Source organism: Stutzerimonas stutzeri, assembly GCF_002890915.1.
Taxonomy (GTDB): Bacteria; Pseudomonadota; Gammaproteobacteria; order Pseudomonadales; family Pseudomonadaceae; genus Stutzerimonas; species Stutzerimonas stutzeri_AF.
In genome coordinates this window covers 313,528-337,936 of the sequence record NZ_POUT01000003.1, presented here as the reverse complement: position 1 = coordinate 337,936, position 24,409 = coordinate 313,528, and the positions used below count along the sequence as shown (strand labels likewise).

Sequence of the window (24,409 nt, the reverse complement as noted above, 5' to 3'; positions counted from 1 at the left end):
TGCCGGCCTTGTGTCATGCTCCACCAAGGATGGCAGTACGACACTGTGGCGGGCTGTCGCAGTCAGGGCACCCTGAGCCAGCGACGAAAACCGTTGCCAGCGGTGCTCGAAAGCGGGCTCCAGGCGAAATCCCAGGGCGCCGGCGGCAGTTCCTCGGCCTCGGCCGCGAGCGGGCGCCCGCCCTGGCGCACCCGTGGTTTCCAGTCGAAGACGTGGTCGCCACCGCCCTGCCAGCCGAGCACGATGCCAAGCGCCGGGCTGTCGTCGCTGGCGACCCAGCGCGCCGCCGCGGCGATCATCATGGCTTCGATATGATCCGGCTCGACCAGCTCGCGGTAGCCCGAGACCAGCAACCAACGACAGACGCTGAGGTGGAAGGTCCAGTCGAGCGCCAGTTGGCAGCCGTAGGCCCAGGTCATGAACTGGCGGAAGATCTTCAGGCCGTCCGGCGGGTCCAGCTTGAGCAGCTGCGGGCAGACATCGAACAAGGCGTGCCAGTACGGCAGCAGCTTGGCATCCAGGTGCACGAAGCTGCGAGCGTTGCTGGGGTAATCCGGGAAGGGCAGCCGATAGCGGGTGTGGCTCTCGGCGCGGGTGAAGCGCTCCATCATGGTCATGTTGGAAATCCCCTGTTTGAGCGTGCCGTCGGAAGGCTCCGACAGTTGCCGTCCAGCGCGCAGCTCAGGGCCGCGGCGCATGGACACCGTGGTCTGCGGTCAGGGGATTCAGGGTGCGCGCGGGTTCAGCGCCGGCCAGTGGTGGCGCGGACCGAGCCGCTCCGGTTGCCGCAGCCGCGGCGCGACCGTCGCCCCCTGGCCCAGCCAGGCCAGGGCGAGCAGTACGACGATGCCGAGGAACACCGAGCTGCACAGCGGGCAGTCGAACGCGTGCTCGGACAAGCCGTGAACATCCGCGGGAAGTGCGCTAGCGCCGGAGGAGGAGTCGTCGCTGAGGCAGAAGGCATCCTGCCCCATGGCCAGGCCGAAGCCCACGTGGGTGGCATGGTTCAGGCTGCAAACGAAGGCATTGATCAGGATGCAGGTGAGCAGCACCCATACGATCCGCGCGCGTTTGTCTTTGACGATGGTCATGATTCGACTTTACACCGCAGGCGCAACGCCGGCGCTGCGCCAAACCGTCGCAGCAGCGTCAGTGGTTGACGGTGAAAGCCAGCATCGCCGAGAGCTGGCACAGCGGTCGGCCGCTTTCGGCCTGCCACTGGTTGAAGACGGCCTGCATCGCGGCCTGGTCGCGCTGGCTGCTGGGCGTCTTGTCGATGACTTCCTGCGCCTTCAGTGCGGCGACCACGTCGTTGCTGGGGACGAAGGTATCCTTGCCGGCCATGCGCAGCAGGCGCGGCGCCGACGCCCCGCCGAGCTGGTTGCCGTGCTTGGCCAGGTAGCGCCACAAGCCGACGATGTCGCTGCTCGGCCAGTCGGCGAGCAGGTTGCCGAAACCGCCCTTCTCTCTCGCCACGTCGAGTACGAACTGGGCGTTGCGCGGCACGCTCTTGAGCTTGCCGAGGTGACGGATCAGCTGTGTGTTGTGCATCAGCCGCTCGATGTGCTCGCCGCCCATGAGCACCACCTTCTGCGGGTCGAAGCCGAAGAAGGCCTGCTCGAAGGCCGGCCACTTGGCATCCACCAGGCTGTGCTTGAGCCCGGCGCGGAAGATGCGCAGGGCGATCAGCGACAGGTAGCGGTCATCGGGCATCGCCCGCAGCTGTTCGGCGCTGGACGGCTGCGGCAGGCGCGCCTCCAGCGCGGCCGCCGAGCCGAAGCGGTTGAGGCAGTACTCGTGCAGCCATTTGTAGTCACGCATGGTCGGTCCATCCGATCGGGAAAGGCAGCGGCACAGGGTGCCGCCGAGTGGGCGGCCCCGCAAGCCCGTCCACCGCCTTCAGCCGCGCAGGCGCCGGGCAGCGTCGCGCAGCAGCTGCTCGGTGCTGCTCCAGCCCAGGCAGCCATCGGTGATCGACACGCCGTAGCGCAGCTCGCCACCCAGCGGCTGGCAGCCGTCGAACAGATGGCTCTCCAGCATCACGCCGCGCAGGCTGCTATCGCCGGCCAGACGCTGTGCGAGCACGCTGCCGAGCACTTCCGGCTGGCGCAGCGGGTCCTTGCCGCTGTTGGCGTGGCTGCAATCGACCATGATCCGCGGGGCGATGCCCTGCTTCTCCAGCGCGGCGCGCGCGGCAGCGACGCTGGCGGCATCGTAGTTGGGCGCGCCATGGCCGCCCCGCAGCACCAGGTGGGTATCCGGGTTGCCGTGGGTTTCCAGCAGGGCCGGATGGCCCAGCGCGTCCATGCCGAAATGCCGGTGCGGATGCGCCGCCGAGCGCATGGCGTCGCAGGCGATGCCCAGGCTGCCGTCGGTGCCGTTCTTGAAGCCCACCGGCAGGTCCAGCCCGCTGACCATCTCGCGGTGGATCTGCGACTCGCTGGTACGTGCGCCGATGGCGGCCCAGCCGAGCAGGTCGTCGAAGTAGCCGGCGGCCAGCGGTTGCAACAGCTCGCTGGCGAGCGGCAGGCCGGTGGCGAGGATGTCCAGCATCAGCCGGCGCGACAGGCGCAGGCCTTCGGCCATGTCGCCGCTGCCGTCCAGCTGCGGATCGTAGACCAGGCCCTTCCAGCCGACGGTGGTGCGCGGTTTCTCCACGTAGGCGCGCATCACCAGCAGCAGCTGGTCGTCGACTTCAGGCGCGAGATCGGCCAGACGCTCGGCGTATTCCAGCGCGGCGACCGGATCGTGCAGCGAACAGGGGCCGACGACCACCAGCAGACGCGGATCGCGACCGTCGAGCACGGCGCGGATGGCATTGCGGTCGTTGTGGATGCGTTCGGCCAGCGCGGCGTCGAGCGGCAGGCGCTGGCGCAATACGGCGGGGCTGGGCAGCGGCTGGGCGGTGCGGCGGGCGGGAAGCGAGTCGAGCGGAGCGGATTCGCTGATGGCGAGCTGGAGAGCGGTGTGCTGGGCGGTGGCGGATGCATTCATGATCTGGCGGTTCCTTCTGCCGGCGCGGGTGGTCCCGCGACGGCGCTAGTCGAGTGTTCGTTCGCGTGGTGTCAGGGCGGCGTCGAAGCGGCTAAATCGCCAGTCGTAGCGGTAATAGCGGTCGGTGCGGTAAGTGCTCATGCGTATTTTCCTCGTTGCGTTCGGCCGCAGGCGGCCGGAAAAAACAAAACCCCCGGTCGGGTGGCCGACCGGGGGTTCGAAAACTGCTCTGGTGGCGACCCTGCTTGCTAGGGGCGCCTGTGGGGTATCAGGCGCGCCCGTGGCTAAACCAGTACCCGAAGTAATAACCGCCAGCCGCGACCACCCGGCCACGCAGCCGCGCGGCGCATGCGGCACCGGCGTGGGCGAGGGACAGGGAAGCGAGGCTGAGGGACATGCTGTTCTCCGAAAGATGTCCGAACCATACTCCAGCGCACCGCCGGGTTTCAACCGCAATATCCGGCGGGGTGGTGTCGGTTGGGTTGGGCGCACGTGTGACGTTGGGCTTCGGCGCCATGCGCCTCAACCCAACCTACGGTCATCGCGCCGAGCCTCGGCGCTACACGCCCCAACGGAGCGCCGCCCGCCCCGCCCTACAGGCTCATCACGTCGACGAAGCGCGGCGTGGCGTCGTTGTCGATGCGCAGGCTCTTGAAGTCGAACAGGTTGCGGTCGGCCAGTTGCGACGGCACCACGTTCTGCAGCGCGCGGAACATGATCTCGGTGCGCCCCGGCGACTTGCGCTCCCACTCCTGCAGCATCTCCTTGACCACCTGACGCTGCAGGTTCTCCTGCGAGCCGCAGAGGTTGCAGGGGATGATCGGGAACTCCTTCATCTTCGCGTAGGCCTCGATGTCGACCTCGCTGCAGTAGGCCAGCGGGCGGATCACCACGTTGCGGCCGTCGTCGGAGAGCAGCTTGGGCGGCATCGCCTTGAGCGTGCCGCCGTAGAACATGTTGAGGAAGAAGGTCTCGAGGATGTCGTCGCGATGGTGCCCGAGCGCCATCTTGGTCGCGCCGATCTCGTCGGCGAAGGTGTACAGCGTGCCGCGGCGCAGGCGCGAGCACAGCGAACAGGTGGTCTTGCCTTCCGGGATCTTCTCCTTGACCACCGAATAGGTGTCCTTCTCGACGATGTGGTACTCGACGCCGATGGACTGCAGGTAGTCAGGCAGCACGTGCTCGGGGAAGCCCGGCTGCTTCTGGTCCATGTTCACCGCCACGATCTCGAACTGGATCGGCGCAACCTTCTGCAGGTACAGCAGCACGTCGAGCATGGTGTAGCTGTCCTTGCCGCCGGACAGGCAGACCATCACCTTGTCGCCATCCTCGATCATGTTGAAGTCGGTGACGGCCTCGCCGGCCAGGCGGCGCAGGCGCTTCTGCAGTTTGTTCTGGTTGACCGAAAGGGTACCCATGGCGAAAGTCCGGAAGAGATGTACGAAAGCCGGGCATTTTACGCGCAAAGCGCGGCCGGCCCCAGCCCGTTCGCCGCCCGCTCGTTAATGTGACGCGCAGCCGGGTCGCGTGCTGGCGCTGTGATAGGGTCTGGCGATGACCGAAGACCTCTCCCCAGCCCTGGATCTGCCCGAACAGCTGCTGACCCTGTTGCGCGAGCACCCCGCAGGCTGCAGCGAATATCAGCTGATCCAGCTACTCAAGGGCCGTCACAGCACGCATATCCCGAACCTGCCGCTGACCGACAAGCTGGTGCTGTTCCGCACCCATTTCCTGGTGTTCAACGCGCTCTACCTGCTGCGCGACCGCCTCTGGGAGCAGGCCAGCGGCCATCTGCAGATCAATCCGCTGTGCATCCGCCTGCACCCCTACGTGGCGGGCGAGCGGGCACTCAGCGAGCAGGACGCCCTGCGTGACTACTACCTGGACCTCGGCAACCTCAAGGACACCGGCGAGGACGACGTCGAGCGGCTGTTGGCCAGCTTCTGGACGCGCATGCAGGGCAGCGACGAGAAGCGCGCCGCGCTGGAGCTGTTCGAGCTGGACCGTCACGCGCAACCGCTCACCCTGGCGGTGATCAAGCACCGCTACCGGCAGTTGGTCGGCCTGCATCATCCCGACCGTGGCGGCAGCACCCAGCGCCTGCAATCGATCAACCTGGCCATGGAAATTCTCCAGCGCTATTACCGCTGATTGCCTAGCTTCGAATTACTCTAAACCGGTGGATGTAAGCCGACGGCCTATTCCTATACTGCGACATAAGGTCGCACGCGCCGTCCTCGATGACGACCCGCCAGGCGAAGCGACCCTCCATAAGCAGAGGAGACGCTGGCATGATCAATCACGTTTGGGGCCTGTTCACTCATCCCGGTCAGGAATGGAGAGAAATCCGCGGCGAAGAAGAAACCGTCAGCCACATGTACCTGACGCATGTCCTGCTGTTGGCGGCGATTCCAGCCATATCCGCCTACATCGGCGCCACCCAGGTCGGCTGGAGCATCAACGGCGGCGAGCCGGTCAGGCTGACCCAGGCCAGTTGCATGCAACTGGCGATCCTCTCGTACTTCGCCATGCTCGCCGGGGTCGCCGTGATGGGTGGTTTCATCCACTGGATGGCACGCACCTACGACGCCAGCCCGACCCTCACCCAGTGCATCGTGTTCGCCGCGTATACCGCGACGCCGTTGTTCATCGGCGGCTTGGCCGGACTCTATCCGCACCTGTGGCTGGGCATGCTGGTGGGCACCGCGGCGGTCTGCTACACGGCCTACCTGCTCTATGTCGGCCTGCCGAAGTTCATGAACATTCCCGAAGAAGAAGGCTTCATGTTCTCCAGTTCGGTGCTGGCGGTGGGGCTGGTGGTGCTGGTGGCGATCATCGCGCTGTCGGTGATCACCTGGGGTATGGGCATCGGCCCGGTCTACGTACGCTGACCCCTTGCCCGCCACCCGAGGCCGCCTTGCAGGGCGGCCTTTTCATTTCCCGCCGTGGCCAAACGCCTACGGTCGCAGGCGAAACCCTCGTCACATCTGCCGCTCTAAAACCATGACGCCACTTGTTTTGCAGCCATGGCCAGCCCTCGAAAGGCAGATGGAGACTCGTTATGACCTCGCACCTTGTCACCCTGTTGACCCGCCCCGACCAGGCATGGGCCGACATCCGCCGCGAAGAAGAAAGAAACAGCTCCAACTACCTCGTCCACCTGCTGCTCTGGGCCCTGCTGCCTGCCGTGTGCATGTTCATCGGCACCCGCTACGTGGGCTGGAGCCTGGTGGAAGACGAGCGGATCCGGCTCGATACCCGCAGTGCCGTGCAACTCTGCGTGCTGATCTATTTCACCATCATCCTTGGCACCTTCATCATGGGCTTCTTCCTGCGCTGGATGTCGCGCACCTTCGAGGCCCGCCCCACGTTCAACCAGTGCGTGGGGTTCGTCGCCTATATGATCACGCCGTTCTTCATCGCCGGCCTCGGCGCGCTCTACCCGACCCGCTTCATCGCCATCGCGGTCCTGGTGGCGGCGGGCATCTACACGACCTACCTGCTGTTCGTCGGCCTGCCCACCTTCATGCGCATCGACAGCCGCAATACCTTCCTCTATGGCGCCAGCACCTGGGCCGTGGGGCTGCTGGTGCTGGTCAACCTCAAGGTGCCGATGATCCTGTTCTGGATGCTCGTGCTGAACCCCACCTACGAGCGCGACATCCTCCAGGACCAGAGCTACGGCACCCAGCAGGAACGTCCGCAGGAGGAGCCAGGCGGTCTGCAGCGCTGAGCGCGCCTTTGGCATAATGCGGCGCTCTTTCTGGAGTGCCCCATGCCCGAGCGACTCAATGCCCGCGTCGAAGCCTGCTACCAACTGGCCGAAGCGTTCTTCCAGCAACGCTTCGAACGACCGCGGGTGAGCTTCAAGCTTCGCGGCCAGAAGGCCGGCGTGGCACACCTGAACGACAACCTGCTGCGCTTCAACCCGCAGCTGTATCGGGAAAACCGCGAGCACTTCCTGCAGCAGACCGTGGCCCACGAAGTGGCGCACCTGATCGCCCATCGCCTGTTCGGCCCACGCATCCAGCCCCATGGCGAGGAATGGCAATTGATCATGCGCGGCGTCTACGAGCTGACGCCGGAGCGCTGCCACAGCTACGCGATCGAACGCCGGCCGAGCACCCGTTATGTCTATCGCTGCCGCTGCGACGAGCAGGATTTCGCCTTCACCGCCCAGCGCCACGCCCTGGTCGGCAAGGGCCGCCGCTACTTCTGCCGCCGCTGCAAGGGCACGCTGGTCTTCACCGGCGAGCAGCGCATCGAATAGCCCCCCCCTGGCAATCGCCGCGCAGGTATGCACCGGGACCTGCAGGAGCGGCGTTCGCGAGCATGGCTCGCGCCTACGCTATCGAAAGCCGCCCGTGTAAGAGCCCGCCCTCTGCTGCGGACCACCCCGCACCGGAACGCGTGGAAAACGCTTCGCGGTTTTCCACCCTACAGGCTCCGCGCACGCCAGCCGGCGATGACGAACAACCCCGCCAGCACCACCATCAGCGGCAGCCAGCCGGCATGCTGCCAGACATAGCCCGCCACGTAGCCCACCAGGCTGGAGCCAAGATAGTAGGCGCACAGGTAAAGCGCGGAAGCCTGGGCCTTGGCGCCCCTGGCGTGATAGCCGACCTGCCCGCTGGCCACCGCGTGGGCAGCGAAGAACCCCAGGGTGAAGAGTGCGAGCCCGCAGATGATGACCGCCAGCCAGGGACTGGCACATAGCGCCACCCCCAGCAGCATCAGCGCCACCCCGCCCTGCAGCACCTGGCGCGCACCGAAGCGCGGCACCAGTCGCCCCGCCCAGCCGGCACTGAAGATGCCGGCCAGGTAGACGATGAAGAGCATGCCGATCACCGTCGCGGACAGCCCGAACGGCGCGCCGGCCAGGCGGAAGCCGATGTAGTTGAACAGCGCGACGAAGCCGCCCATCAGCAGGAACGCCTGCAGGAACAGCCCGCGCAGCACCGGATTGCCCAGATGCCGGCGGAAGTTGCCGAGCAGCACGCCCGGCGACAGCGGTTGGGCCTTGAAATGGCGCGACGGCGGCAGCAACCAGAGGAACAGCAGCAGCGCCAGCAACCCCATCGACGCGATGCCGCCCAGCGCCAGTTCCCAGCCACCCAGGTCGCTCAGCAGGCCGGACAGCAGCCGCCCGAGCAGCCCGCCCAGCGCAGTCCCGCCGATATACAGCCCCATCGCCGCCGGCAGCGATTCGGGTTCGAACTCCTCGCCGACATAGGCCATGGCCAGTGCCGGCAGCCCGCTCAGGGCCAGGCCGAGCGAGGCGCGCAGCGCCAGCAGCAGGTTCCATGACTCGGCCAGCACGCAGGCCAGGCCCAGCAGGCTGGCCAGGCCAAGCGCCGCCGCCATGACCGGCTTGCGCCCCCAGCTCTCGGCCAGCGCGCCGGAAAGCAGCAGGCACAACGCCAGGCTCAGGGTGGTCAGCGACAACGCCAGGCTGCTGCTGGCGGCGGATACCGAGAAATGCGCCGCCAGCATCGGCAGCAACGGTTGCACGCAATACAGCAGTGCGAAGGTGGCGAAACCCGCGCAGAACAGTGCCAGCGTGGCCCGCCGATAAGCCGGGGTGCCGCGGCGCAGATGAGTGAAAGCATGCTCTGGAGTGCTCATATCGCCGTTCCGGATCGGCCCACGGCCGCAAAAAGCGGCGAAGGCTAGCACAACCTGCCGGCCGCCATGCGGCTCTTCCTGCAACGAGCCGGCGGTCGCTAAAAACCGGCCTCGCGGTGATTTCCTTACGAATCGCGTTGGTTATTGCGAAGTTCCCTGTCTAGGCTCTCTATGGACGTTCCATTGCGTGCCGGCGTTGCAACGGCAGGAAGATATCCCGGCCACGCCGAGCCTGGGCGACGCCTCATATGCCAGTCGGAGTAGAAGAATGAAAGTAGCGCCGAATGACATCGACCCCAGCGGAAGTTCGAGCAAACGGGACGAAACCCGTCTTTTCGTCTTTCTCATCGTCTTCCTGTTTCCCATCCTCAGCGTCCTGCTGGTCTCGGGCTACGGCTTCGCCGTCTGGATCGTGCAGATGATCTTCGGCCCGCCGGGACCATCCTGATCGTTCCAGCGAACCGAAAAGCACACCATCGCTCCCCTGTCCCGAGACGGAACCCTATCGATGGACACAACCCTGCATATCGCCAGCCTGTTGGTGCATTGCCGCCCGGAACTGCTGGCCGCGGTGAAGGCCAACCTGATCCTGCTGCCCGGCCTGGAACTGCACCAGCAAAGCCCCAGCGGCAAGCTGGTGGTGGTCCTGGAAGCCGAACATGAAAGCCGCATCCTCGATGCGATCGAGCACATCCAGCAGTTGCCCGGCGTACTCAATGCCGCATTGATCTACCACGAAGAACTCCTCGAAGGAGACGTCTGATGAGCCTGACCCGACGCCAATTCGCCAAGGCCAATGCCGCCGCCATCGCCGCGACCGTGGCCGGCCTGCCGATCGCCAGCAACGCCGCCAGCAACTTGATCACCGAAGCCGATGCCACCAACCTCAAGTGGGACAAGGCGCCCTGCCGCTTCTGCGGCACCGGCTGCAGCGTCATGGTGGCGACCCGCGAGAACCGCGTCGTGGCGACCCACGGCGACGTCAAGGCCGAGGTCAACCGCGGCATCAACTGCGTCAAGGGCTACTTCCTGTCGAAGATCATGTACGGCTCGGATCGCCTGACCCGGCCGCTGCTGCGCATGAAGGACGGCCAGTACGACAAGCAGGGCGAGTTCCAGCCGGTCAGCTGGGACCAGGCCTTCGACATCATGGCCGAGAAGTACAAGGCCGCACTCAAGGAAGGCGGCCCGGAAGCGGTGGGCATGTTCGGCTCCGGGCAATGGACCATCTGGGAAGGCTACGCGGCCAACAAGCTGATGAAGGGCGGCTTCCGCTCCAACAACATCGACCCCAACGCCCGCCACTGCATGGCCTCGGCAGCCTTCGGCTTCATGCGCACCTTCGGCATGGACGAGCCGATGGGCTGCTACGACGACATCGAGGCCGCCGATGCCTTCGTGCTCTGGGGCTCGAACATGGCCGAGATGCACCCGGTGCTCTGGACCCGGGTCACCGACCGCCGCCTCAGCGCGCCGCACGTGAAGGTCGCGGTGATGTCCACCTTCGAGCACCGCAGCTTCGAGCTGGCCGACATCCCGATGGTCTTCAACCCGCAGACCGACCTGGTGATCCTCAACTACATCGCCAACCACATCATCCAGAGCGGCGCGGTGAACAGGGATTTCGTCGACAAGCACACCCGCTTCGCCCAGGGCGCGGCCAATATCGGCTACGGCCTGCGCCCGACCGACCCGCTGGAGCTCAAGGCGGAAAACCGTGGGGTGGCCAACACCTGGACCGATATCGGCTTCGACGACTACGCCAAATTCCTCGAGCCCTACACCCTCGAACACGCCGCGCAGGAAAGCGGCGTGCCGGCCGAGCGCCTCAAGGCACTGGCCGAACTCTATGCCGACCCGAAGACCAAGGTCATGTCGTTCTGGACCATGGGGTTCAACCAGCACACCCGCGGTGTCTGGGCCAACAACATGATCTACAACATCCACCTGCTCACCGGGAAGATCAGCGAGCCGGGCAACAGCCCGTTCTCCCTCACCGGTCAGCCCTCGGCCTGCGGCACAGCGCGGGAAGTCGGCACCTTCTCCCACCGCCTGCCGGCGGACATGGCGGTCACCAATCCCAAGCACCGCGCCACCACCGAGAAGATCTGGAAGCTGCCGCCCGGCACCATCCAGGAGAAACCCGGCTTCCATGCCGTCGAGCAGAGCCGCATGCTCAAGGACGGCGTGCTCAAGGTCTACTGGACCCAGGTCACCAACAACATGCAGGCCGGCCCCAACGTCATGCAGGAAATCCTCCCCGGCTGGCGCAACCCGGACGCCTTCGTCATCGTTTCGGACGTGTACCCCACGGTATCCGCCCAGGCCGCCGACCTGATCCTGCCCGCCGCCATGTGGGTGGAGAAGGAAGGCGCCTACGGCAACGCCGAGCGGCGCACGCACTTCTGGCACCAGCTGGTAAGCGCGCCGGGCGAGGCACGCTCCGACCTCTGGCAACTGGTCGAGTTTTCCAAGCGCTTCACCACCGACGAGGTCTGGCCGGCGGAGCTGCTGGGCAAGGCACCGGAACTCAAGGGCAAGACGTTGTTCGAGGTGCTGTTCAGGAACGGCCAGGTCGACCGCTTCCCCAACAGCGACATCACCCAGGGCTACACCAACCAGGAGGCCGAGGCCTTCGGCTTCTACCTGCAGAAGGGGCTGTTCGAGGAATACGCCGAATTCGGCCGCGGCCATGGCCACGACCTTGCCGACTTCGATCGCTACCACCAGGAACGCGGCCTGCGCTGGCCGGTGGTGGATGGCAAGGAGACTCGCTGGCGCTACCGCGAAGGCTATGACCCCTACGTGGAAAAAGGCAGCGGGGTGCAGTTCTACGGCTACCCGGACAAGAAGGCGATCATCTTCGCCCTGCCCTACGAAGTCCCGGCGGAGGTCCCGGACCAGGACTATCCGTTCTGGCTCAGCACCGGGCGCGTGCTGGAGCACTGGCACACCGGCAGCATGACCCAGCGCGTCGACGAGCTGCATCGCGCCATTCCCGATGCCCTCGTCTACATGCATCCCGAGGATGCCCGCAAGCTCAACGCCCGGCGTGGCAGCGTGGTCAAGGTGATCAGCCGGCGCGGCGAGATGCAGGCGCGGGTGGAGACCCGCGGGCGCAACAGGCCGCCGATGGGGCTGGTCTTCGTGCCCTTCTTCGACGCCAACAAGCTGATCAACAAAGTCACCCTCGACGCCACCGACCCGATCTCCAAGCAGACCGATTACAAGAAATGCGCCGTGAAGATCGAAGTGGTCAGCATCGCCTGAGGAGAGCCGCCATGACATTCCGCTTACTGCCGCTGGTCCTGCTCGCGGTGTTCGGCCTGGCCATCGCCGCCGAAACCGACTATCCGCTGGACGCCCCCGCCCCCGATGGCCGCCGCCCGGGCGGCACCATCAGCCGAGAATTCACTCCCCCGCCACTGCACGATGAGGAAAACAAGGACATCAGGCGCGAACGCAACTACCCCGAGCAACCGCCGACCATCCCCCACACCATCCGTGGCTACCAGGTCGACAAGAACGGCAACCGCTGCCTCACCTGCCACAGCCGCGCCAACAGCGCCCGGGCCCAGGCACCGATGATCAGCATCACCCACTACACCGACCGCGACAGCCAGACCCTGGCCGCCGTCGCGCCCCGGCGCTACTTCTGCACCCAGTGCCATGTGCCGCAGCAGGATGTGAAACCACTGGTGGAAAACCAGTTCAAGAACATCGACGAGCTGCTGTACCGGGAAACCTCGCCATCCACCGACGGAAATTGAGGGGGCCCGGATGAAGTCGCTACTGTCATTCCTCAAACGCTACTGGGACGTACTGCGCCGGCCCAGCGTGCACTTCAGCCTGGGCGTGCTCGCCCTGGGCGGATTCATCGCCGGCATCGTCTTCTGGGGCGGTTTCAACACCGCCCTGGAAGCGACCAATACCGAAACCTTCTGCATCTCCTGCCACGAGATGGAAGACAACGTGTTCATGGAACTCAAGGAGACCATCCACTACAGCAACCGCTCCGGTGTGCGCGCCACCTGCCCGGACTGCCACGTGCCGCACCAGTGGACCGACAAGATCGCGCGCAAGATGCAGGCCTCCAAGGAGGTCTGGGGCAAGATCTTCGGCACCATCAGCACCCGCGAGAAGTTCCTCGGCAAGCGCCGCGAGCTGGCCGAACACGAGTGGGCGCGGCTGAAGGCCAACGACTCGCTGGAATGCCGCAACTGCCATGCCTTCGACTTCATGGACTTCACCCGCCAGAGCAAGCGCGCCGCGCAGTTCCACTCCACCGCCCTGGCCAGCGGCGAGGCCACCTGCATCGACTGCCACAAAGGCATCGCCCACAAGCTGCCGGACATGCGTGGCGTGCCGGGCTGGTAACCCGGAGCCCGGCCACGCGGCAATGCCGTTCGTAGGGTGGAAAACCGCGAAGCGTTTTCCACCAGGTCCCGGCCGCCAGACGCTTGATCCGGCGAGCCGTGGACAGCAGCGAGCCCGACGCGTGGATGAGGCTGCGCCGTCATCCACCCTACACGCCGAAAAGCACCGCCCCGGCCAGTAACAATGCCAAACCCGGTGGGCGCGCCCTCGCGGCGATTGCAGGCCGCAGGCCTGCCCTGACCGATCGATGCCCAGAACCGTTCTCCTGCCGGCGGGTCGAAGAACCGCTATCCTTCCGTGACCTATTACTCATTCGCCCGCCGTATTGCCCGTCAAGGAGACCCCGATGCGCCACTGCCTGTTCGGCCTGCTCATGGCTGCCAGCGTCGCTGCCAACGCCGAAATCCAGACCCAGGAAATCCCCTACACCGCCGCCGACGGCACCCAGATGGTGGGTTACTACGCCTACGACGATGCCATCGAGGGCAAGCGCCCCGGCATCGTCGTGGTCCATGAATGGTGGGGCCTGAACGACTATGCCAAGCAACGCGCCCGCGACCTCGCCGGGCTGGGCTACAGCGCCCTGGCCATCGACATGTACGGCGAAGGCAAGCACACCGAGCATCCCAAGGACGCCATGGGCTTCATGCAGGCCGCGCTGAAGGACGCCGACGCCGCCAAGGGCCGCTTCAACGCCGGCCTGGACCTGCTCAAGGCACAACCGCAGACCGACGACGCCAAGCTGGGCGCAGTCGGCTACTGCTTCGGCGGCAAGGTGGTGCTGGACATGGCCCGCCAGGGCGTACCGCTGGAAGGCGTGGTCAGCTTCCACGGTGCCCTGGCCACCGAAACCCGCGCCGCGCCGGGCAGCGTCAAGGCGCGCGTGCTGGTCGAGCACGGCAGCGAAGACAGCATGATCAGCACCGACGACATCGCCGCGCTGAACGTCGAGATGGTCAAGGCCGGCGCCGACTACCAGTTCGTCAGCCTGCCCGGCGCCAAGCACGGCTTCACCAACCCCGGGGCCGACAAATTCCAGGAACAGGGCATGGACCTGGCCTACCAGAAGCAAGCCGACGAACGCTCCTGGCGCGACATGCAGCGCTTCTTCAAGGAAACGTTCGACCGATAGGCAGACGCCGGGCTTCGGCACGCGCCTCGACCACAACCTGCGGTCACCACACGGTAGGTTGCGGTTGAGCGCAGCGAAGCCCAACGAGCGCCCATGCCCTCATGCATCTCGACACACGCCCCGACCGCAACCGTTCCCTTCATCGTGCTAGCATGCGCACATTTTCCAGCCGTCGAATCCAGACATGGCCGAACACGATTTCCGCTACACCCTGCTCAACCCCGCCCACACCCTCACGGAATGCCGCGCACTGGCACCGGGCCGCTACCAGGTCACCGGCAATGGCGGCTCAATCCGCACCGGCGACGTCCTGATCGTCACCCTCAAAGGCAGCCGCGACCTGTCCCAGCGCCTGACCGTCGAGAAAGTGCGCCACCTGATCAACCCGCCCGGGCAATGGATGGCGGTGGCCAGCGGGCCGGTGTTCCGCGAACTGGCGATTCTCAACTGGCAGGTCGACTGCGACGGTTGCGGCAAGCAGCTGGACTTCGAATTCGCCGTCGATGCCAAGCTGGGCGAGCCCGCTCGTGCACCGGCGGCCGAGGCGCGCATCGCCGAACTCGGCTGGGCCAGCCAGAACGGCCGCCACCTCTGCCCGAGCTGCCAGGAGAATAACGCATGACGCCCCGCATCCTGCCCGCAGTCGTGGCTCTCGGCCTCGCCGGCTGCGCGACCGAGCCCATGTTGCTGCAGCACGACGTCACCTACATCGCCGAATGGGTCGGCAACGATCCGGTGATCGGCCGCAACCCGGTTTCCCTGACCCTCAGCACGGACCGCGTCTACGGCAATGCCGGCTGCAACCACTGGTTCGGCAGCTACGAGCTCGACGGCCAGCAGATCCGCTTCAGCAACCTCGGCAGCACCCGCAAGCTGTGCGCCGAGCAGATCATGGACCAGGAACACCACTTCCTCGACCTCCTCACCCGGGTCGAGCGCTGGGACGTTTCCAAGATCGACCAGCTGCGGCTATGGCCAAGCGAAGGCGCGCCTATCCGCCTCTGGCCCGAACAGTAACCTTCCGCGCCAAATGTGCGCATGCCACCCGGCGTGCGCACTGCTATCAGGCGTCATGTACTTGCGCGGGCCCCGCCCTGGACCACCGGGCACATCCCTTTCTCGGGCTCCAAGTCAGACTGGCACTGGCAATGCCCCCATTTACAAGGCCTGCAGCGCAATTCTTGCTCGCCAACGCCTGTCATACCGAAACTGGCACATGCAGTGCATAGACTGCCTCGAACCAGTTTCGGGGACCTCGGTACAGGCAGGCCGGGAATCCCCTCTTTTATTCGCGAAGCAAAAGGGCCGCTCGGTGAGCGGCCCTTTTGCTTTCTATCGATAGACTTCGCGGCGGAAGATCAGGGGCTTGGGGTCTTGGTAAATGCCGAAGGTGGCTGTGGCATCTGCTCGCGCCTCACTACCGCGCTCGAAGGTGCATACACCACCTTTCACCGGAGAGCCCTCCTGACAAAGCCAAGTTGCTGCAATCCCCTTGGAAGCCAATAAGCTCTTGACCTGCACACTACCCCAAAGCGGAACGGGGCTTTTTCCTTTTACCATAACAAGTTTTTCATTCGGCCACTTATCTTCCACTTCTGCACTAGAAAGACCACCTGGTTTTGTTTTATCAGGATAATCGGATATTTCAGACAAGACATCTGTACACTCATCTACAGCCGAAACCCATGCAAGACCATTCCAATGGTCCAGACGAAGAGGTATTTGCCCGTTTTGCCCAGTTGCAATGATGACATTTTCATTACGTAGACGCCCCAAACGAATCTCACTATTTTCTATATTCATTTCATAAGGAAGACATGTCAACCCGCCATCCCCACTATAGCAAACCCTATCTTTATCTCGTAATTCATTGACGGTATATCGCTGTTGAAGCGAGAACAATAAATCATCAGCAGTTGGCGGGAAGCGCCGCTCGTAGGTCAACTCGCCACTCCAGATATATGTACGCGCCCCATCACCAGAAATCTCTTGATCATTGGTTATAATAAAATCCGCATTCAACCGATCTTTAATTTCCATATTGCGCTCTTGTGCATACCACGCCTCTTGTGGCCGGCCATCGAATCTCCAGAAACCGGGGAAGTCATAATTTCGGGTGACATATTCGCCCACACCTAATGATTGACCATAACCTGTTATTGTCAATTTTGGCGGATTGGAACCCGCAACGCTGATCGGCTGACCCTGATAACTGAATACCTTGCAAGCGGGATCAAGTGCGCCAGTACCCTCGACTTTTAAATGGGTCGGGTAAAAACGGCCGATCGGGCCCGAGGCACTGGAAGACACAGTCACCCCGAAATACGCATCAGAGGGCGGTACAACTTGCAGACGAAACACGCCAACTTCCGAAAACGCCACGCTCTGGCTGACCTCGCCATTCCAACCGGCGGCAGCACCAGAAGGCATGTGATTATAGCTACGAGAAGCCGGCGTAAGTACTTTTCCACTATGCCCCCCAACCGGCGCCACCAATACCGGCTCAAGCGTCAGACTGTCCTGTCGGTAATTACGAGTAGTCGTTCCCGTACAGATGTTGCTGTCAGAGCTCCATGCAACTGGCCTAATGGTCGCATCAAAAGAATTCCCTACTCGGCGGAAAGCCGGACAGTCACTGTCTCCGGAAGGACAGCTTTCCTCCGGAGTAATGCAAAAGCCTGCCGGTGAAGAGACAAAATCATCACTGCCAATCATCAGGCCGCTATCGCCCTCAATGCCACTGCCAGCGTAGTGAGCATTCAGCTGCATCTTCCCGGCTTCACGATATTTCACGTCAATGTGAGAAATTCCATCACCATTGAAATACAGCGACAGTGGCTCAGCTGCAGCAAAGCTCTGCGCCACCGCCTCACCATTCACCCAAACCCTCTCGGAACTGACTGCCAACTCGCTCCCGGCCGGGCTAATGAACTCGCTCCAGAACTTTATGTTGCGCGGCACGTCTTCATCAGTGAATGCCGGTTCGCACTTAGGGCTACCTGGATTCCCTCTGTCGATTACTGCCCTGATAGGAACTTTTTGAACGCCCTGAGAAGCCACCATGTTCGGCACATCGAAAATGAAGCCACTCTGCGAAAAATTCAAAATACATGCGGATGACGGCGGCGCATCGCCAATCAGGCAGAGTGTCTGACTAGCGGATGGAGGATTCGAAGAAGAGAGTCCGAGCGGCATCTGAAGTTGCAGCCCTTGAAGTTTGAAACTACCGATACCATTAATCAAAGACTTGCTGCTACCACCAACCCAGCCGTTGCCCGTCAAGGTCACCGATACGGTACCAGGATAGAGTTGGCATGCAGCCGAAGCGGCATTGGTGCAAGCCTTGAGCGTAACCGTGTGCGGACTGCAGGTATGCGCACCTTCGCCGGTGACGAACTCGAAATGATCAATCGCCGAAGAGCTGCCACACCAATGCCTCGCTCTGGCCTGTCGGCTGAATTCGATTGCCCCCCAGAGCGCTCTGTCAAGACGAACTTCATCCATCAAGCCCCGCAAACCCTTGCTGCCATTGCCCCCAATACTCAGGGCCGTGCTATTGGTCGAAAGTCCCCAACCTGCTAGAAGAGTCTCCGAATCACTGGCTTTCAATTCGCCATTGACATAAAGCTTTGCATTGATAGTAGGGAAGAGCACTAGTAAAGATTGATACTCAAGAGTGAAACCCACATGATTCCATCCTCCACCGATCTCAGTGGTTATCACCAGATCCCTACTTAAAAGAAGACCGAACATGCGGGTTGTCAAAACCAGACGCCCCGCTGCATTAAGTTCGAGACGGTAATTATCTCCCTTACCAAGCAGGATGACCGAACCACTTGCCGGTAGCTCGCTCACATTCAACCAGAAACTTACACTGAGCTTATCGTTGAAGTTCAACGTACTATGATGAGGCACGCTGATCCGGCCACTGCCAGCAAACTCCCCATAACGACAGGTTCCCCACGTACCGGGCAACGCAGGGTTCAGACCAGCCGTTACCGCCGCGCCACTGGCGGTAACGGTCACACCAAGTGTTCCGCCATTATGCACGATTGAGTTGAGCCAGCTCGCCTCATCGAAGCGCAGATATAATGGCAGTATTTCGTTTATATCCGTGGAGTCGCTGCATAAGCTCGTTGGGGACAAACCACTATAGGCACATTGACCGTATATTCGACTGAGGCCAGTACCTTGTATTGTCACCTGACTCCCCCAGCCAGTCGCAGCCAATACATCGCCATATACAACCGAATCATTCAGATAAATCCGGTTCGTATTGCTGACCGTCCCCACAACATCGGAATCATTCAGCTCGATAGGATTCCCCGGCGCAGAAATATTTCCTACTATCGAGGATGAATTCACAGTTATCTTGCAGCAGTTACTCGCCACATTACCCGTGATACTTGCGCTTGAGATCAATATCGTATTGGCCGAGGAAATATTTCCTTCCACCGCCGTGCCATCAATGAAAACCCCTCTACCGCCGGAGCTGGTTATGTCCCCACCTATGCGACCTCCAGTCAGAGTTATCTCTCGATTTGCGCTACTGACAAAACCATTTACCGTCGTATCGACCAGAGTTATTTCATTGCTGAACTCGACATTTCCCTCAATCGAGCTACGCACCATCATTGCATTACCAGAACCGGAAACGCCTCCCTTCACCGTCGTATCAACGAGGTCTACATTTGCGCCTATGACGGAACCGTAAACCACACTTTTGGCATTGCTTGACCCCGATATCTGGATATCTCCATAAGAAGCACGCAGTACCATGCCATTCCCTACAGAGCCAATAGTGCTTGCATGGATAGTGAATCCACTTTCCGCCCAGAGAATAGCTTGTGTGCTGGCAATAACCGTATCGCCCGCCTTCAGCGTGATTCTTCCGTAATTACAAGTGTAGGTTGTACCGCTTACCGTCCAGTTGTTGCTCGAACAGGGTGGGTATTGGCCATTGCTCAGATTATATGTTGCAGCTTGGACAGAAGTGCTGAGCACAAACGCGGCGAGAGCCAAACAACGCATGATGGCGGTGGTTGCTTTCATTCCTCCTCCCCAGGGGCAACGGTTATTTCCCCAGACTTTTCCACCACTGCCGAAAGCTGCCGATATGCATAATCAGAACTTCCGGCATTCGAATATTCTGCCGTAGCGAGGATGTTCTGAATTTCGATATTCCGTGGCCCTTCCTCAAGCAGATCATCGCGTTCCACCCACTGACTGGAGGGGCACTCGACCTTAACCACGAAGCCATCGAACCCTGGCACGGCAAAAGGCGACGCGGTACAAACTTCATCGTTCAGAAAACGGGAAATTCCCCACTCCAATCCCGCCCGCGCAACCTGATAAGCACGAGCTTGTTGCAAGGAAAGACTGCTGGTAGCGGTTTGAGTGACCGATATACGCCACATGGCAGCGATGACACCGGCAATCACGATGATCAGGAACATCGCCGCGACAAGGCCGAAACCACACTGCTTGCGGCCTTGTAGGAGCGGGCCATGCCCGCGATGTTTCTGCGCAGCCTGGACTCGCGGGCATGGCCCGCTCCTACGAAGTGCGTCGTGGTGGGATTCAGGGCACATTGTCGACGTGGACCTGTTGCAGCAGGGTAATGGTTTCCCCACCTTTGGTGAGTAACAACTTCAGAGTGACGAGACCATTACGAGTGTTGTTGGCGGGTTCGTAGATGAAGCTACTCTGATCGCAATCGACATTGTTCACCGACATAGATGCGTTTGAATAATCGCTTTCATCAAGAGCGGAGAACTCTTTACGTAGAAGTTTGCCACCACTACAGCGATACCCAACAACCTTATTGGCTAGAAAAAACCGATGTTGGGGAGATGCATACTTGAATCTAAAGTCGGAAAGACTAGCGCTAAGAACCCCATCTGCCCAAGTGAAAACTTTGGGTGAGATGGCGGAAACATCTCCATCTGTAGGCTCAGTCCGATCTATAAGCGCTTCGGTGTTGTAAATGATCAACCAGTGTTCAAGTGTGCTGCTCACCGGCACGATGGGACTGAGGACATCAATCGTGCACGAGCCGACTGATTGCGTGCAGGCAGGTGGATCTTGGCGCGGCCCGTCAGGATCTGGTTGGTTGGCGCGATATCGTCCGGCTGCAGCAATGGAGACGAATCGGATTTCATCCCCGCTATCGGCGACCGCCACTGAATTCGGTACCGCCAGCTGGATATCCCGTGCCATGCGGTTGAGCGCGCTGGCGGCGAGGTCGGTCAGTTCGGCGCGGCGGCTCTGATCGACGAAGCCTTGCAAAGGCCGGGACATGACGGTTGAGATCATCACCGCAACGATGCCAGCCAGGGCGATGACCATGATCAGTTCGACCAGGGTGAAGCCGGATTGTCGAGATTTTCTACAGGAAAGAACTTTCATCAGTAGTCCGTCCTGTATCCGGTCAGGGTAAGGGTTTGTCCTGCCGGGTCTGTCACGGAAACATCGATGCGCACGGCATCCACCTGATTTCCTGCTGGCCCAAGCTCGGCATCGCCCACTACCGCTGTCACCCTATAAGCAGAAAGCTCCTTATCGATACCCTTGGGTTCCTCATCGCTCGGGATCAGATCGGGATAACTAGCGAGATCGGCAACCAGCAGCGCCTCCAGATAACTCTCCGCGATCATCAAACTCTGCTGTCGTAGCATCGGATCGGAGGAGCGAGCGGTAATGGAGGCGATGGCGGAAAACAGCGCTGCGGCTGCGATGCCGATGATGACTATGGATATGACCAACTCGACCAAGGTCATGCCGCGTTGAGAGCGGATCATGACAGGCCCCTCGGTGCCGTGACAGCCTCCCGTAGGTTGCGGCTGAGGCGCATCGCGCCGAAGCCCAACGTGCATCGAGGCGACGCCCCAGGCGTACCAATGTGGTGATCGACACACCGCTCGTTGGGCTTCGCGGGCTCAACCCAACCTACGATTCGGGTCCGGGTCATTGGCCCACCTCGATAAAGCCGGTGGCGGCGTGGACGGTAAAGACATGGCCGCCCACGTCTGCCGTATCCGTGCCACTGGTTGAACATATGGAAGGCGTTGCAATATCTACCACAAGGCAGCCGAGGGAATTGAAAGTGATATCAAGACCATTGTTAAGCGTTATGCCCGACGGGATCTTTTTTGGGTAATCCTCAGCAATCACAGAAGTACAATCGCTCCCACGATAGCTCAGTGCATAGCCGTTACCATCGAGTACAAATCGGACCGGGCAACCACTCGCCACCGCCAACTTCTGCGCATAGCGAACAGCCGAAAGAATCTCTTCGAAATAAAAGCGCTCATCGAAGACTTTACGATCGAAAAAGCGCGGGACGGCCACGGCGGAAATAATGCCGAGGATCACGATCACCATGATCAACTCGACGATTGTAAAACCGCGCTGTTTAATCATTGGCCGATCCTTTTTTAAGCTGGCCGAAGCTGAAGTCAGCCCAAGCCCCCGACACCCAAACTGGACGCAAGCAATTGCGGTATTACATGTAGAAATGGGTGAAACTCGCCGAACCATGATGATCGCGAATTAGCACCCACCTCACATGATCACATCATCTAATCAACAACCTTCCGAATCAACACTAACTTCGGCATACCCACTGGAAAGAGTGTATTCGGCATAGCACTTAGCCGAATTACTGGCGGAGCTATCCGTCACTTTCCCTGCCGCAATAGTAAAGTTATCGCCATCAATCTGCGCCGCCGCAATAATTCCATCAGCATCCGCAGTAGCATATCCGTTTGAGTTCACAGTAATCTTCTTACCTTCCAGCTCTACATAATCCGGATCACCAGAGCCACCATCATTATTTTTTTTACCTGCAAGGTATGCAGAATGAACAATTGCTGACGCAGACTTCATTGATCCGGCTACAGCTTCGATCGAGGCTTTTCTAGCATCAGCCCCAAAATCCGCAAACCGTGGCAACGCAAACGCCGCCAAAATCCCCAAAATCACAATCACCATGATCAATTCGATCAAGGTAAAACCGCTTTGTTGTTTCTTCATGGTGTCGCTCCTTGTTGATACTCAGTTGAAGTTGACGAAGATTTCGCCAGTGTTGGCGTTGTACTCGATGACGTCGTCGCCGCCGTCGAGGTTGTAGGTGTACAGGCAGCGGGTGCCGTTGGCCGTGGCGGTGAAGGCCGGGTTGGTGCCGGTGAGGCTCTGGGCCGAGGCCTGTAGCAGGTTGCTCCAGAGGTTGCGGCATTCGTCGGCGGTCATGCTGGTGTTGGCCAGGGGATTGCCGCTGCGCTCGGTGCCGATGGGCCAGCCATCGGCGTTGACGTCGATGGCGCCGTTGCCGTAGCCCTGCACGTTGATCTGGCAGTTGCCGGCCAGGCAGGCGTTGCTGCCGCCGCCGCGGTTGAGCTCGTACTGGCCGCGCACCAGCGACACCGCCGAGGTCAGCGCGCCGCCGGCGCTGCGCACGCTGGCGCGGTGGGCGTCCTTGGTCGAGTCGATGAAGTGCGGCAGCGCCACTGCGGCGAGGATGCCGAGGATGGCGATGACCACCACCAGTTCGATCATGGTGAAACCCTGGTTTCGTTGCATGTCGGCTACACGCCTCCCATTGAATGTCGCGTTTCGAATAGTCATCAGCCGCGCCCCTGCGCCGCGCTGCCCAGTTCCCACATGGGCAGGAACACACCCAGCGCCAGCACCAGCACCATGGCGCCCATGGCGACGATGAGGATCGGCTCGATGGCGTCGGCCAGTTGCTTGAGGTCGTAGTCGACTTCCTGCTCGTAGAAGTCGGCGACCTCGACGAACAGGTCGTCCAGCGCGCCGGTTTCCTCGCCGACGGCCATCATCTGCAGCACCAGGGGGGTGAACAGGCCTGAGTTGTGCGCCGAGCGGGTCAGCGCTTCGCCGCGCTCGACGCTTTCACGGATCGCCAGGATCGCCTCGCCGATATGCCGGTTGCCGACGCTGGCGCTGTTGATCGAGAGGGTCTGCAGCAGCGGCACGCCGGCGCGGTACATCATCGCGAAGGTGCGGGTGAAGCGCGCCAGGGCGATGCGCTCGAAGATGCCGCCGACGATGGGCAGGCGCAGCTTGATGCGGTCCCATTTCAAGGCGCCGGCATCGGTCTCGATCCATTTGAAGAAGCCGTAGAGCCCGCCGACGATGCCGAGCAGCAACAGCCACCACCATTCGCGCATGAAGCTGGAGGTGCCGATAAGCACGCGCGTGGGCAGCGGCAGCTGGGCATGGAACTGGGCGAAGACCTTGGCGAAGGCCGGGATCACCAGCAGGTTGATCACCGCCAGCGCGACGCCCATGGCGACCAGCACGAAGATCGGGTAGCGGGTGGCCTGCTTGATGCGCTTGCGGGTCTCGCGCTCCAGCTCCAGGTAGGCGGACAGCTGCTTGAAGGCCTGGTCCAGCTGGCCGGTGTTCTCGCCGACGCTGACCATGCTGACGAACAGGTTGTTGAACACCTTGGGATGCGCATTGAGCGCCACGGCCATGGACTGCCCGCTTTCCAGGCTGGCGCGCACGTCCTGCAGGATCCCCCGGAAATACAGATTGCGATTGGACTCGGCCAGACCACCGATGGCGCGGATGATCGGCACGCCGGCCTTGTTCAGGCTGTACATCTGCCGGCTGAAGATGATCAGCTCGTCCAGGTCGACACGCTTGCGCCGCAGTTTGTCGCGCAGCACGGCGAACGCATCGGCGCCACTATCCTGTGCGCTTTCGGCTTCGATGGTCAGCGGGGTGATCTGGCGCGCCAGCAGTTCGCTAGCCACGGCGTCGGCACTGATGCCTTCCACGGCACCATTGACGCGTGCGCCGTGCAGGTCGCGGCCGGTGTAGCGGAAGCTAGGCATTGGCGCGGGCCTCCCTGTCGCCACGAGCCATCGCGAGTCTGCCTACGTGCAATGGCCGCGCGGGTTTCATCCACCCCGCAATGCCAAAAGCATCGCCCCGAGGGCGGGCCTCCCACAAAAGCAGGCTGTGCACACCGAACCCTGTGGGAGGCGCGCCCTCGCGGCGATTGCAGGCGTTGGATCGTGTGTGAGAGGCCGGGTAGCGGGCGTCAAAAGCATTGCCCCGAGGGCAGACCTCCCACAAAAGCAGGCTGCGCACACCGAACCCTGTGGGAGGCGCGCCCTCGCGGCGATTGCAGGCGTTGGATCGTGTGTGAGAGGCCGGGTAGCGGGCGTCAAAAGCATTGCCCCGAGGGCAGACCTCCCACAAAAGCAGGTTGTGCACACCGAACCCTGTGGGAGGCGCGCCCTCGCGGCG

General features: G+C 62.0%; 26 protein-coding genes. 12 read left to right on the top strand and 14 right to left on the bottom strand.

Translation table 11 applies throughout. From position 1 onward, the window contains the following. Positions 1 to 62 precede the first annotated feature (62 nt). The 5 genes from CXK94_RS08720 to ttcA form a co-directional block, all read right to left on the bottom strand. Entirely contained in the window at positions 63 to 617 is a 555-nt protein-coding gene (locus CXK94_RS08720) for a putative natural product biosynthesis protein (RefSeq protein WP_102894014.1), read from the bottom strand. A gap of 108 nt (positions 618 to 725) precedes the next feature. Then, on the bottom strand, positions 726 to 1,091 hold the full coding sequence (locus tag CXK94_RS08715) for a DUF2946 domain-containing protein (protein ID WP_102894013.1): 366 nt from the start codon (positions 1,089 to 1,091) through the stop codon (positions 726 to 728). A 58-nt stretch (positions 1,092 to 1,149) separates the two neighbouring features. Next, positions 1,150 to 1,821 (bottom strand): DNA-3-methyladenine glycosylase I, encoded by a 672-nt coding sequence (locus CXK94_RS08710; protein WP_102894012.1) that lies wholly within the window; start codon positions 1,819 to 1,821, stop codon positions 1,150 to 1,152. Between the two features lie 78 nt (positions 1,822 to 1,899). Then, positions 1,900 to 2,994, bottom strand: coding sequence for a 3-deoxy-7-phosphoheptulonate synthase (locus tag CXK94_RS08705; RefSeq protein ID WP_102894011.1), 1,095 nt, complete (start codon positions 2,992 to 2,994; stop codon positions 1,900 to 1,902). A 593-nt stretch (positions 2,995 to 3,587) separates the two neighbouring features. Then, positions 3,588 to 4,412, bottom strand: a complete 825-nt coding sequence (gene ttcA / locus CXK94_RS08695) for a tRNA 2-thiocytidine(32) synthetase TtcA (RefSeq protein WP_102894010.1) — start codon at positions 4,410 to 4,412, stop codon at positions 3,588 to 3,590. A 136-nt stretch (positions 4,413 to 4,548) separates the two neighbouring features. Here ttcA and CXK94_RS08690 point away from each other — a divergent pair, with 136 nt between their 5' ends. From CXK94_RS08690 to CXK94_RS08675, 4 genes are all read left to right on the top strand, one after another. Then, positions 4,549 to 5,145 (top strand): DNA-J related domain-containing protein, encoded by a 597-nt coding sequence (locus tag CXK94_RS08690; RefSeq protein ID WP_102894009.1) that lies wholly within the window; start codon positions 4,549 to 4,551, stop codon positions 5,143 to 5,145. Positions 5,146 to 5,285: 140 nt separating this feature from the next. Next, positions 5,286 to 5,885, top strand: a complete 600-nt coding sequence (locus CXK94_RS08685) for a Yip1 family protein (protein ID WP_037039710.1) — start codon at positions 5,286 to 5,288, stop codon at positions 5,883 to 5,885. Between the two features lie 170 nt (positions 5,886 to 6,055). Continuing rightward, a complete protein-coding gene (locus tag CXK94_RS08680; protein WP_037039713.1) occupies positions 6,056 to 6,727 on the top strand; it encodes a Yip1 family protein in 672 nt (223 codons plus the stop codon). A 42-nt stretch (positions 6,728 to 6,769) separates the two neighbouring features. Continuing rightward, complete coding sequence (locus CXK94_RS08675) at positions 6,770 to 7,264, top strand: SprT family zinc-dependent metalloprotease (protein WP_037039715.1); 495 nt, start codon at positions 6,770 to 6,772, stop codon at positions 7,262 to 7,264. A gap of 167 nt (positions 7,265 to 7,431) precedes the next feature. On the opposite strand, the gene CXK94_RS08670 is transcribed toward CXK94_RS08675, so the two are convergent. Further along, a complete protein-coding gene (locus CXK94_RS08670) occupies positions 7,432 to 8,619 on the bottom strand; it encodes an MFS transporter (RefSeq protein ID WP_102894008.1) in 1,188 nt (395 codons plus the stop codon). Positions 8,620 to 8,887: 268 nt separating this feature from the next. Between CXK94_RS08670 and napE the strand changes: the two genes are divergently transcribed. From napE to CXK94_RS08630, 8 genes are all read left to right on the top strand, one after another. Next, entirely contained in the window at positions 8,888 to 9,067 is a 180-nt protein-coding gene (gene napE / locus CXK94_RS08665; protein ID WP_037039719.1) for a periplasmic nitrate reductase, NapE protein, read from the top strand. Between the two features lie 60 nt (positions 9,068 to 9,127). Continuing rightward, the gene (locus CXK94_RS08660; RefSeq protein WP_102894007.1) at positions 9,128 to 9,382 is read left to right on the top strand and encodes a chaperone NapD; all 255 of its coding nucleotides are present in this window, start codon (positions 9,128 to 9,130) and stop codon (positions 9,380 to 9,382) included. Continuing rightward, positions 9,382 to 11,889: a nitrate reductase catalytic subunit NapA gene (gene napA / locus CXK94_RS08655; protein WP_102894006.1), complete on the top strand. Its 2,508-nt coding sequence runs from the start codon at positions 9,382 to 9,384 to the stop codon at positions 11,887 to 11,889. Before CXK94_RS08660 ends, napA begins: the two co-directional genes overlap by 1 nt. An 11-nt stretch (positions 11,890 to 11,900) precedes the next feature. Further along, positions 11,901 to 12,389 (top strand): nitrate reductase cytochrome c-type subunit, encoded by a 489-nt coding sequence (locus CXK94_RS08650; RefSeq protein WP_037039725.1) that lies wholly within the window; start codon positions 11,901 to 11,903, stop codon positions 12,387 to 12,389. A 10-nt stretch (positions 12,390 to 12,399) separates the two neighbouring features. Next, entirely contained in the window at positions 12,400 to 12,996 is a 597-nt protein-coding gene (locus CXK94_RS08645) for a cytochrome c3 family protein (protein WP_102894005.1), read from the top strand. Positions 12,997 to 13,342: 346 nt separating this feature from the next. Further along, positions 13,343 to 14,128: a dienelactone hydrolase family protein gene (locus CXK94_RS08640; protein ID WP_102894004.1), complete on the top strand. Its 786-nt coding sequence runs from the start codon at positions 13,343 to 13,345 to the stop codon at positions 14,126 to 14,128. 184 nt (positions 14,129 to 14,312) lie between these two features. After that, positions 14,313 to 14,750: a hypothetical protein gene (locus CXK94_RS08635; protein ID WP_102894003.1), complete on the top strand. Its 438-nt coding sequence runs from the start codon at positions 14,313 to 14,315 to the stop codon at positions 14,748 to 14,750. Beyond that, on the top strand, positions 14,747 to 15,145 hold the full coding sequence (locus CXK94_RS08630) for an META domain-containing protein (RefSeq protein WP_102894002.1): 399 nt from the start codon (positions 14,747 to 14,749) through the stop codon (positions 15,143 to 15,145). Before CXK94_RS08635 ends, CXK94_RS08630 begins: the two co-directional genes overlap by 4 nt. A gap of 315 nt (positions 15,146 to 15,460) precedes the next feature. On the opposite strand, the gene CXK94_RS08625 is transcribed toward CXK94_RS08630, so the two are convergent. From CXK94_RS08625 to CXK94_RS08590, 8 genes are all read right to left on the bottom strand, one after another. Continuing rightward, positions 15,461 to 19,180 (bottom strand): DUF6701 domain-containing protein, encoded by a 3,720-nt coding sequence (locus CXK94_RS08625; protein ID WP_102894001.1) that lies wholly within the window; start codon positions 19,178 to 19,180, stop codon positions 15,461 to 15,463. Beyond that, positions 19,177 to 19,584 (bottom strand): pilus assembly protein MshP, encoded by a 408-nt coding sequence (locus CXK94_RS08620; protein WP_256046150.1) that lies wholly within the window; start codon positions 19,582 to 19,584, stop codon positions 19,177 to 19,179. The genes CXK94_RS08625 and CXK94_RS08620 overlap by 4 nt, the downstream gene beginning before the upstream one ends. Before the next feature lie 124 nt (positions 19,585 to 19,708). After that, positions 19,709 to 20,536 carry a PilW family protein gene (locus tag CXK94_RS08615; protein ID WP_102893999.1) on the bottom strand — a complete coding sequence of 276 codons (828 nt, stop codon included), beginning with the start codon at positions 20,534 to 20,536 and terminating at the stop codon, positions 19,709 to 19,711. Continuing rightward, positions 20,536 to 20,928 (bottom strand): prepilin-type N-terminal cleavage/methylation domain-containing protein, encoded by a 393-nt coding sequence (locus tag CXK94_RS08610; RefSeq protein ID WP_037039740.1) that lies wholly within the window; start codon positions 20,926 to 20,928, stop codon positions 20,536 to 20,538. Before CXK94_RS08610 ends, CXK94_RS08615 begins: the two co-directional genes overlap by 1 nt. Before the next feature lie 166 nt (positions 20,929 to 21,094). Further along, a complete protein-coding gene (locus CXK94_RS08605; RefSeq protein WP_051497103.1) occupies positions 21,095 to 21,550 on the bottom strand; it encodes a pilus assembly FimT family protein in 456 nt (151 codons plus the stop codon). A 162-nt stretch (positions 21,551 to 21,712) separates the two neighbouring features. Next, positions 21,713 to 22,162, bottom strand: a complete 450-nt coding sequence (locus CXK94_RS08600) for a type II secretion system protein (protein WP_102893998.1) — start codon at positions 22,160 to 22,162, stop codon at positions 21,713 to 21,715. 21 nt (positions 22,163 to 22,183) lie between these two features. Next, positions 22,184 to 22,708 (bottom strand): prepilin-type N-terminal cleavage/methylation domain-containing protein, encoded by a 525-nt coding sequence (locus tag CXK94_RS08595; RefSeq protein WP_037039743.1) that lies wholly within the window; start codon positions 22,706 to 22,708, stop codon positions 22,184 to 22,186. Positions 22,709 to 22,752: 44 nt separating this feature from the next. Then, the gene (locus tag CXK94_RS08590; protein WP_102893997.1) at positions 22,753 to 23,991 is read right to left on the bottom strand and encodes a type II secretion system F family protein; all 1,239 of its coding nucleotides are present in this window, start codon (positions 23,989 to 23,991) and stop codon (positions 22,753 to 22,755) included. Positions 23,992 to 24,409: the final 418 nt, after the last annotated feature.

Coding starts and splice junctions, on each gene's coding strand:
- CXK94_RS08635 (WP_102894003.1), top strand. CDS start 14,313: ATGGCCGAACACGATTTCCGCTACACCCTGCTCAACCCCGCCCACACC.
- CXK94_RS08720 (WP_102894014.1), bottom strand. CDS start 617: ATGACCATGATGGAGCGCTTCACCCGCGCCGAGAGCCACACCCGCTAT.
- CXK94_RS08630 (WP_102894002.1), top strand. CDS start 14,747: ATGACGCCCCGCATCCTGCCCGCAGTCGTGGCTCTCGGCCTCGCCGGC.
- CXK94_RS08615 (WP_102893999.1), bottom strand. CDS start 20,536: ATGAAAGTTCTTTCCTGTAGAAAATCTCGACAATCCGGCTTCACCCTG.
- CXK94_RS08670 (WP_102894008.1), bottom strand. CDS start 8,619: ATGAGCACTCCAGAGCATGCTTTCACTCATCTGCGCCGCGGCACCCCG.
- CXK94_RS08605 (WP_051497103.1), bottom strand. CDS start 21,550: ATGATTAAACAGCGCGGTTTTACAATCGTCGAGTTGATCATGGTGATC.
- CXK94_RS08680 (WP_037039713.1), top strand. CDS start 6,056: ATGACCTCGCACCTTGTCACCCTGTTGACCCGCCCCGACCAGGCATGG.
- CXK94_RS08710 (WP_102894012.1), bottom strand. CDS start 1,821: ATGCGTGACTACAAATGGCTGCACGAGTACTGCCTCAACCGCTTCGGC.
- CXK94_RS08705 (WP_102894011.1), bottom strand. CDS start 2,994: ATGAATGCATCCGCCACCGCCCAGCACACCGCTCTCCAGCTCGCCATC.
- CXK94_RS08650 (WP_037039725.1), top strand. CDS start 11,901: ATGACATTCCGCTTACTGCCGCTGGTCCTGCTCGCGGTGTTCGGCCTG.
- CXK94_RS08610 (WP_037039740.1), bottom strand. CDS start 20,928: ATGATCCGCTCTCAACGCGGCATGACCTTGGTCGAGTTGGTCATATCC.
- CXK94_RS08685 (WP_037039710.1), top strand. CDS start 5,286: ATGATCAATCACGTTTGGGGCCTGTTCACTCATCCCGGTCAGGAATGG.
- CXK94_RS08660 (WP_102894007.1), top strand. CDS start 9,128: ATGGACACAACCCTGCATATCGCCAGCCTGTTGGTGCATTGCCGCCCG.
- CXK94_RS08690 (WP_102894009.1), top strand. CDS start 4,549: ATGACCGAAGACCTCTCCCCAGCCCTGGATCTGCCCGAACAGCTGCTG.
- CXK94_RS08715 (WP_102894013.1), bottom strand. CDS start 1,091: ATGACCATCGTCAAAGACAAACGCGCGCGGATCGTATGGGTGCTGCTC.
- CXK94_RS08590 (WP_102893997.1), bottom strand. CDS start 23,991: ATGCCTAGCTTCCGCTACACCGGCCGCGACCTGCACGGCGCACGCGTC.
- CXK94_RS08640 (WP_102894004.1), top strand. CDS start 13,343: ATGCGCCACTGCCTGTTCGGCCTGCTCATGGCTGCCAGCGTCGCTGCC.
- CXK94_RS08620 (WP_256046150.1), bottom strand. CDS start 19,584: ATGTTCCTGATCATCGTGATTGCCGGTGTCATCGCTGCCATGTGGCGT.
- CXK94_RS08600 (WP_102893998.1), bottom strand. CDS start 22,162: ATGAAGAAACAACAAAGCGGTTTTACCTTGATCGAATTGATCATGGTG.
- napA (WP_102894006.1), top strand. CDS start 9,382: ATGAGCCTGACCCGACGCCAATTCGCCAAGGCCAATGCCGCCGCCATC.
- CXK94_RS08675 (WP_037039715.1), top strand. CDS start 6,770: ATGCCCGAGCGACTCAATGCCCGCGTCGAAGCCTGCTACCAACTGGCC.
- ttcA (WP_102894010.1), bottom strand. CDS start 4,412: ATGGGTACCCTTTCGGTCAACCAGAACAAACTGCAGAAGCGCCTGCGC.
- CXK94_RS08595 (WP_037039743.1), bottom strand. CDS start 22,708: ATGCAACGAAACCAGGGTTTCACCATGATCGAACTGGTGGTGGTCATC.
- CXK94_RS08625 (WP_102894001.1), bottom strand. CDS start 19,180: ATGAAAGCAACCACCGCCATCATGCGTTGTTTGGCTCTCGCCGCGTTT.
- napE (WP_037039719.1), top strand. CDS start 8,888: ATGAAAGTAGCGCCGAATGACATCGACCCCAGCGGAAGTTCGAGCAAA.
- CXK94_RS08645 (WP_102894005.1), top strand. CDS start 12,400: ATGAAGTCGCTACTGTCATTCCTCAAACGCTACTGGGACGTACTGCGC.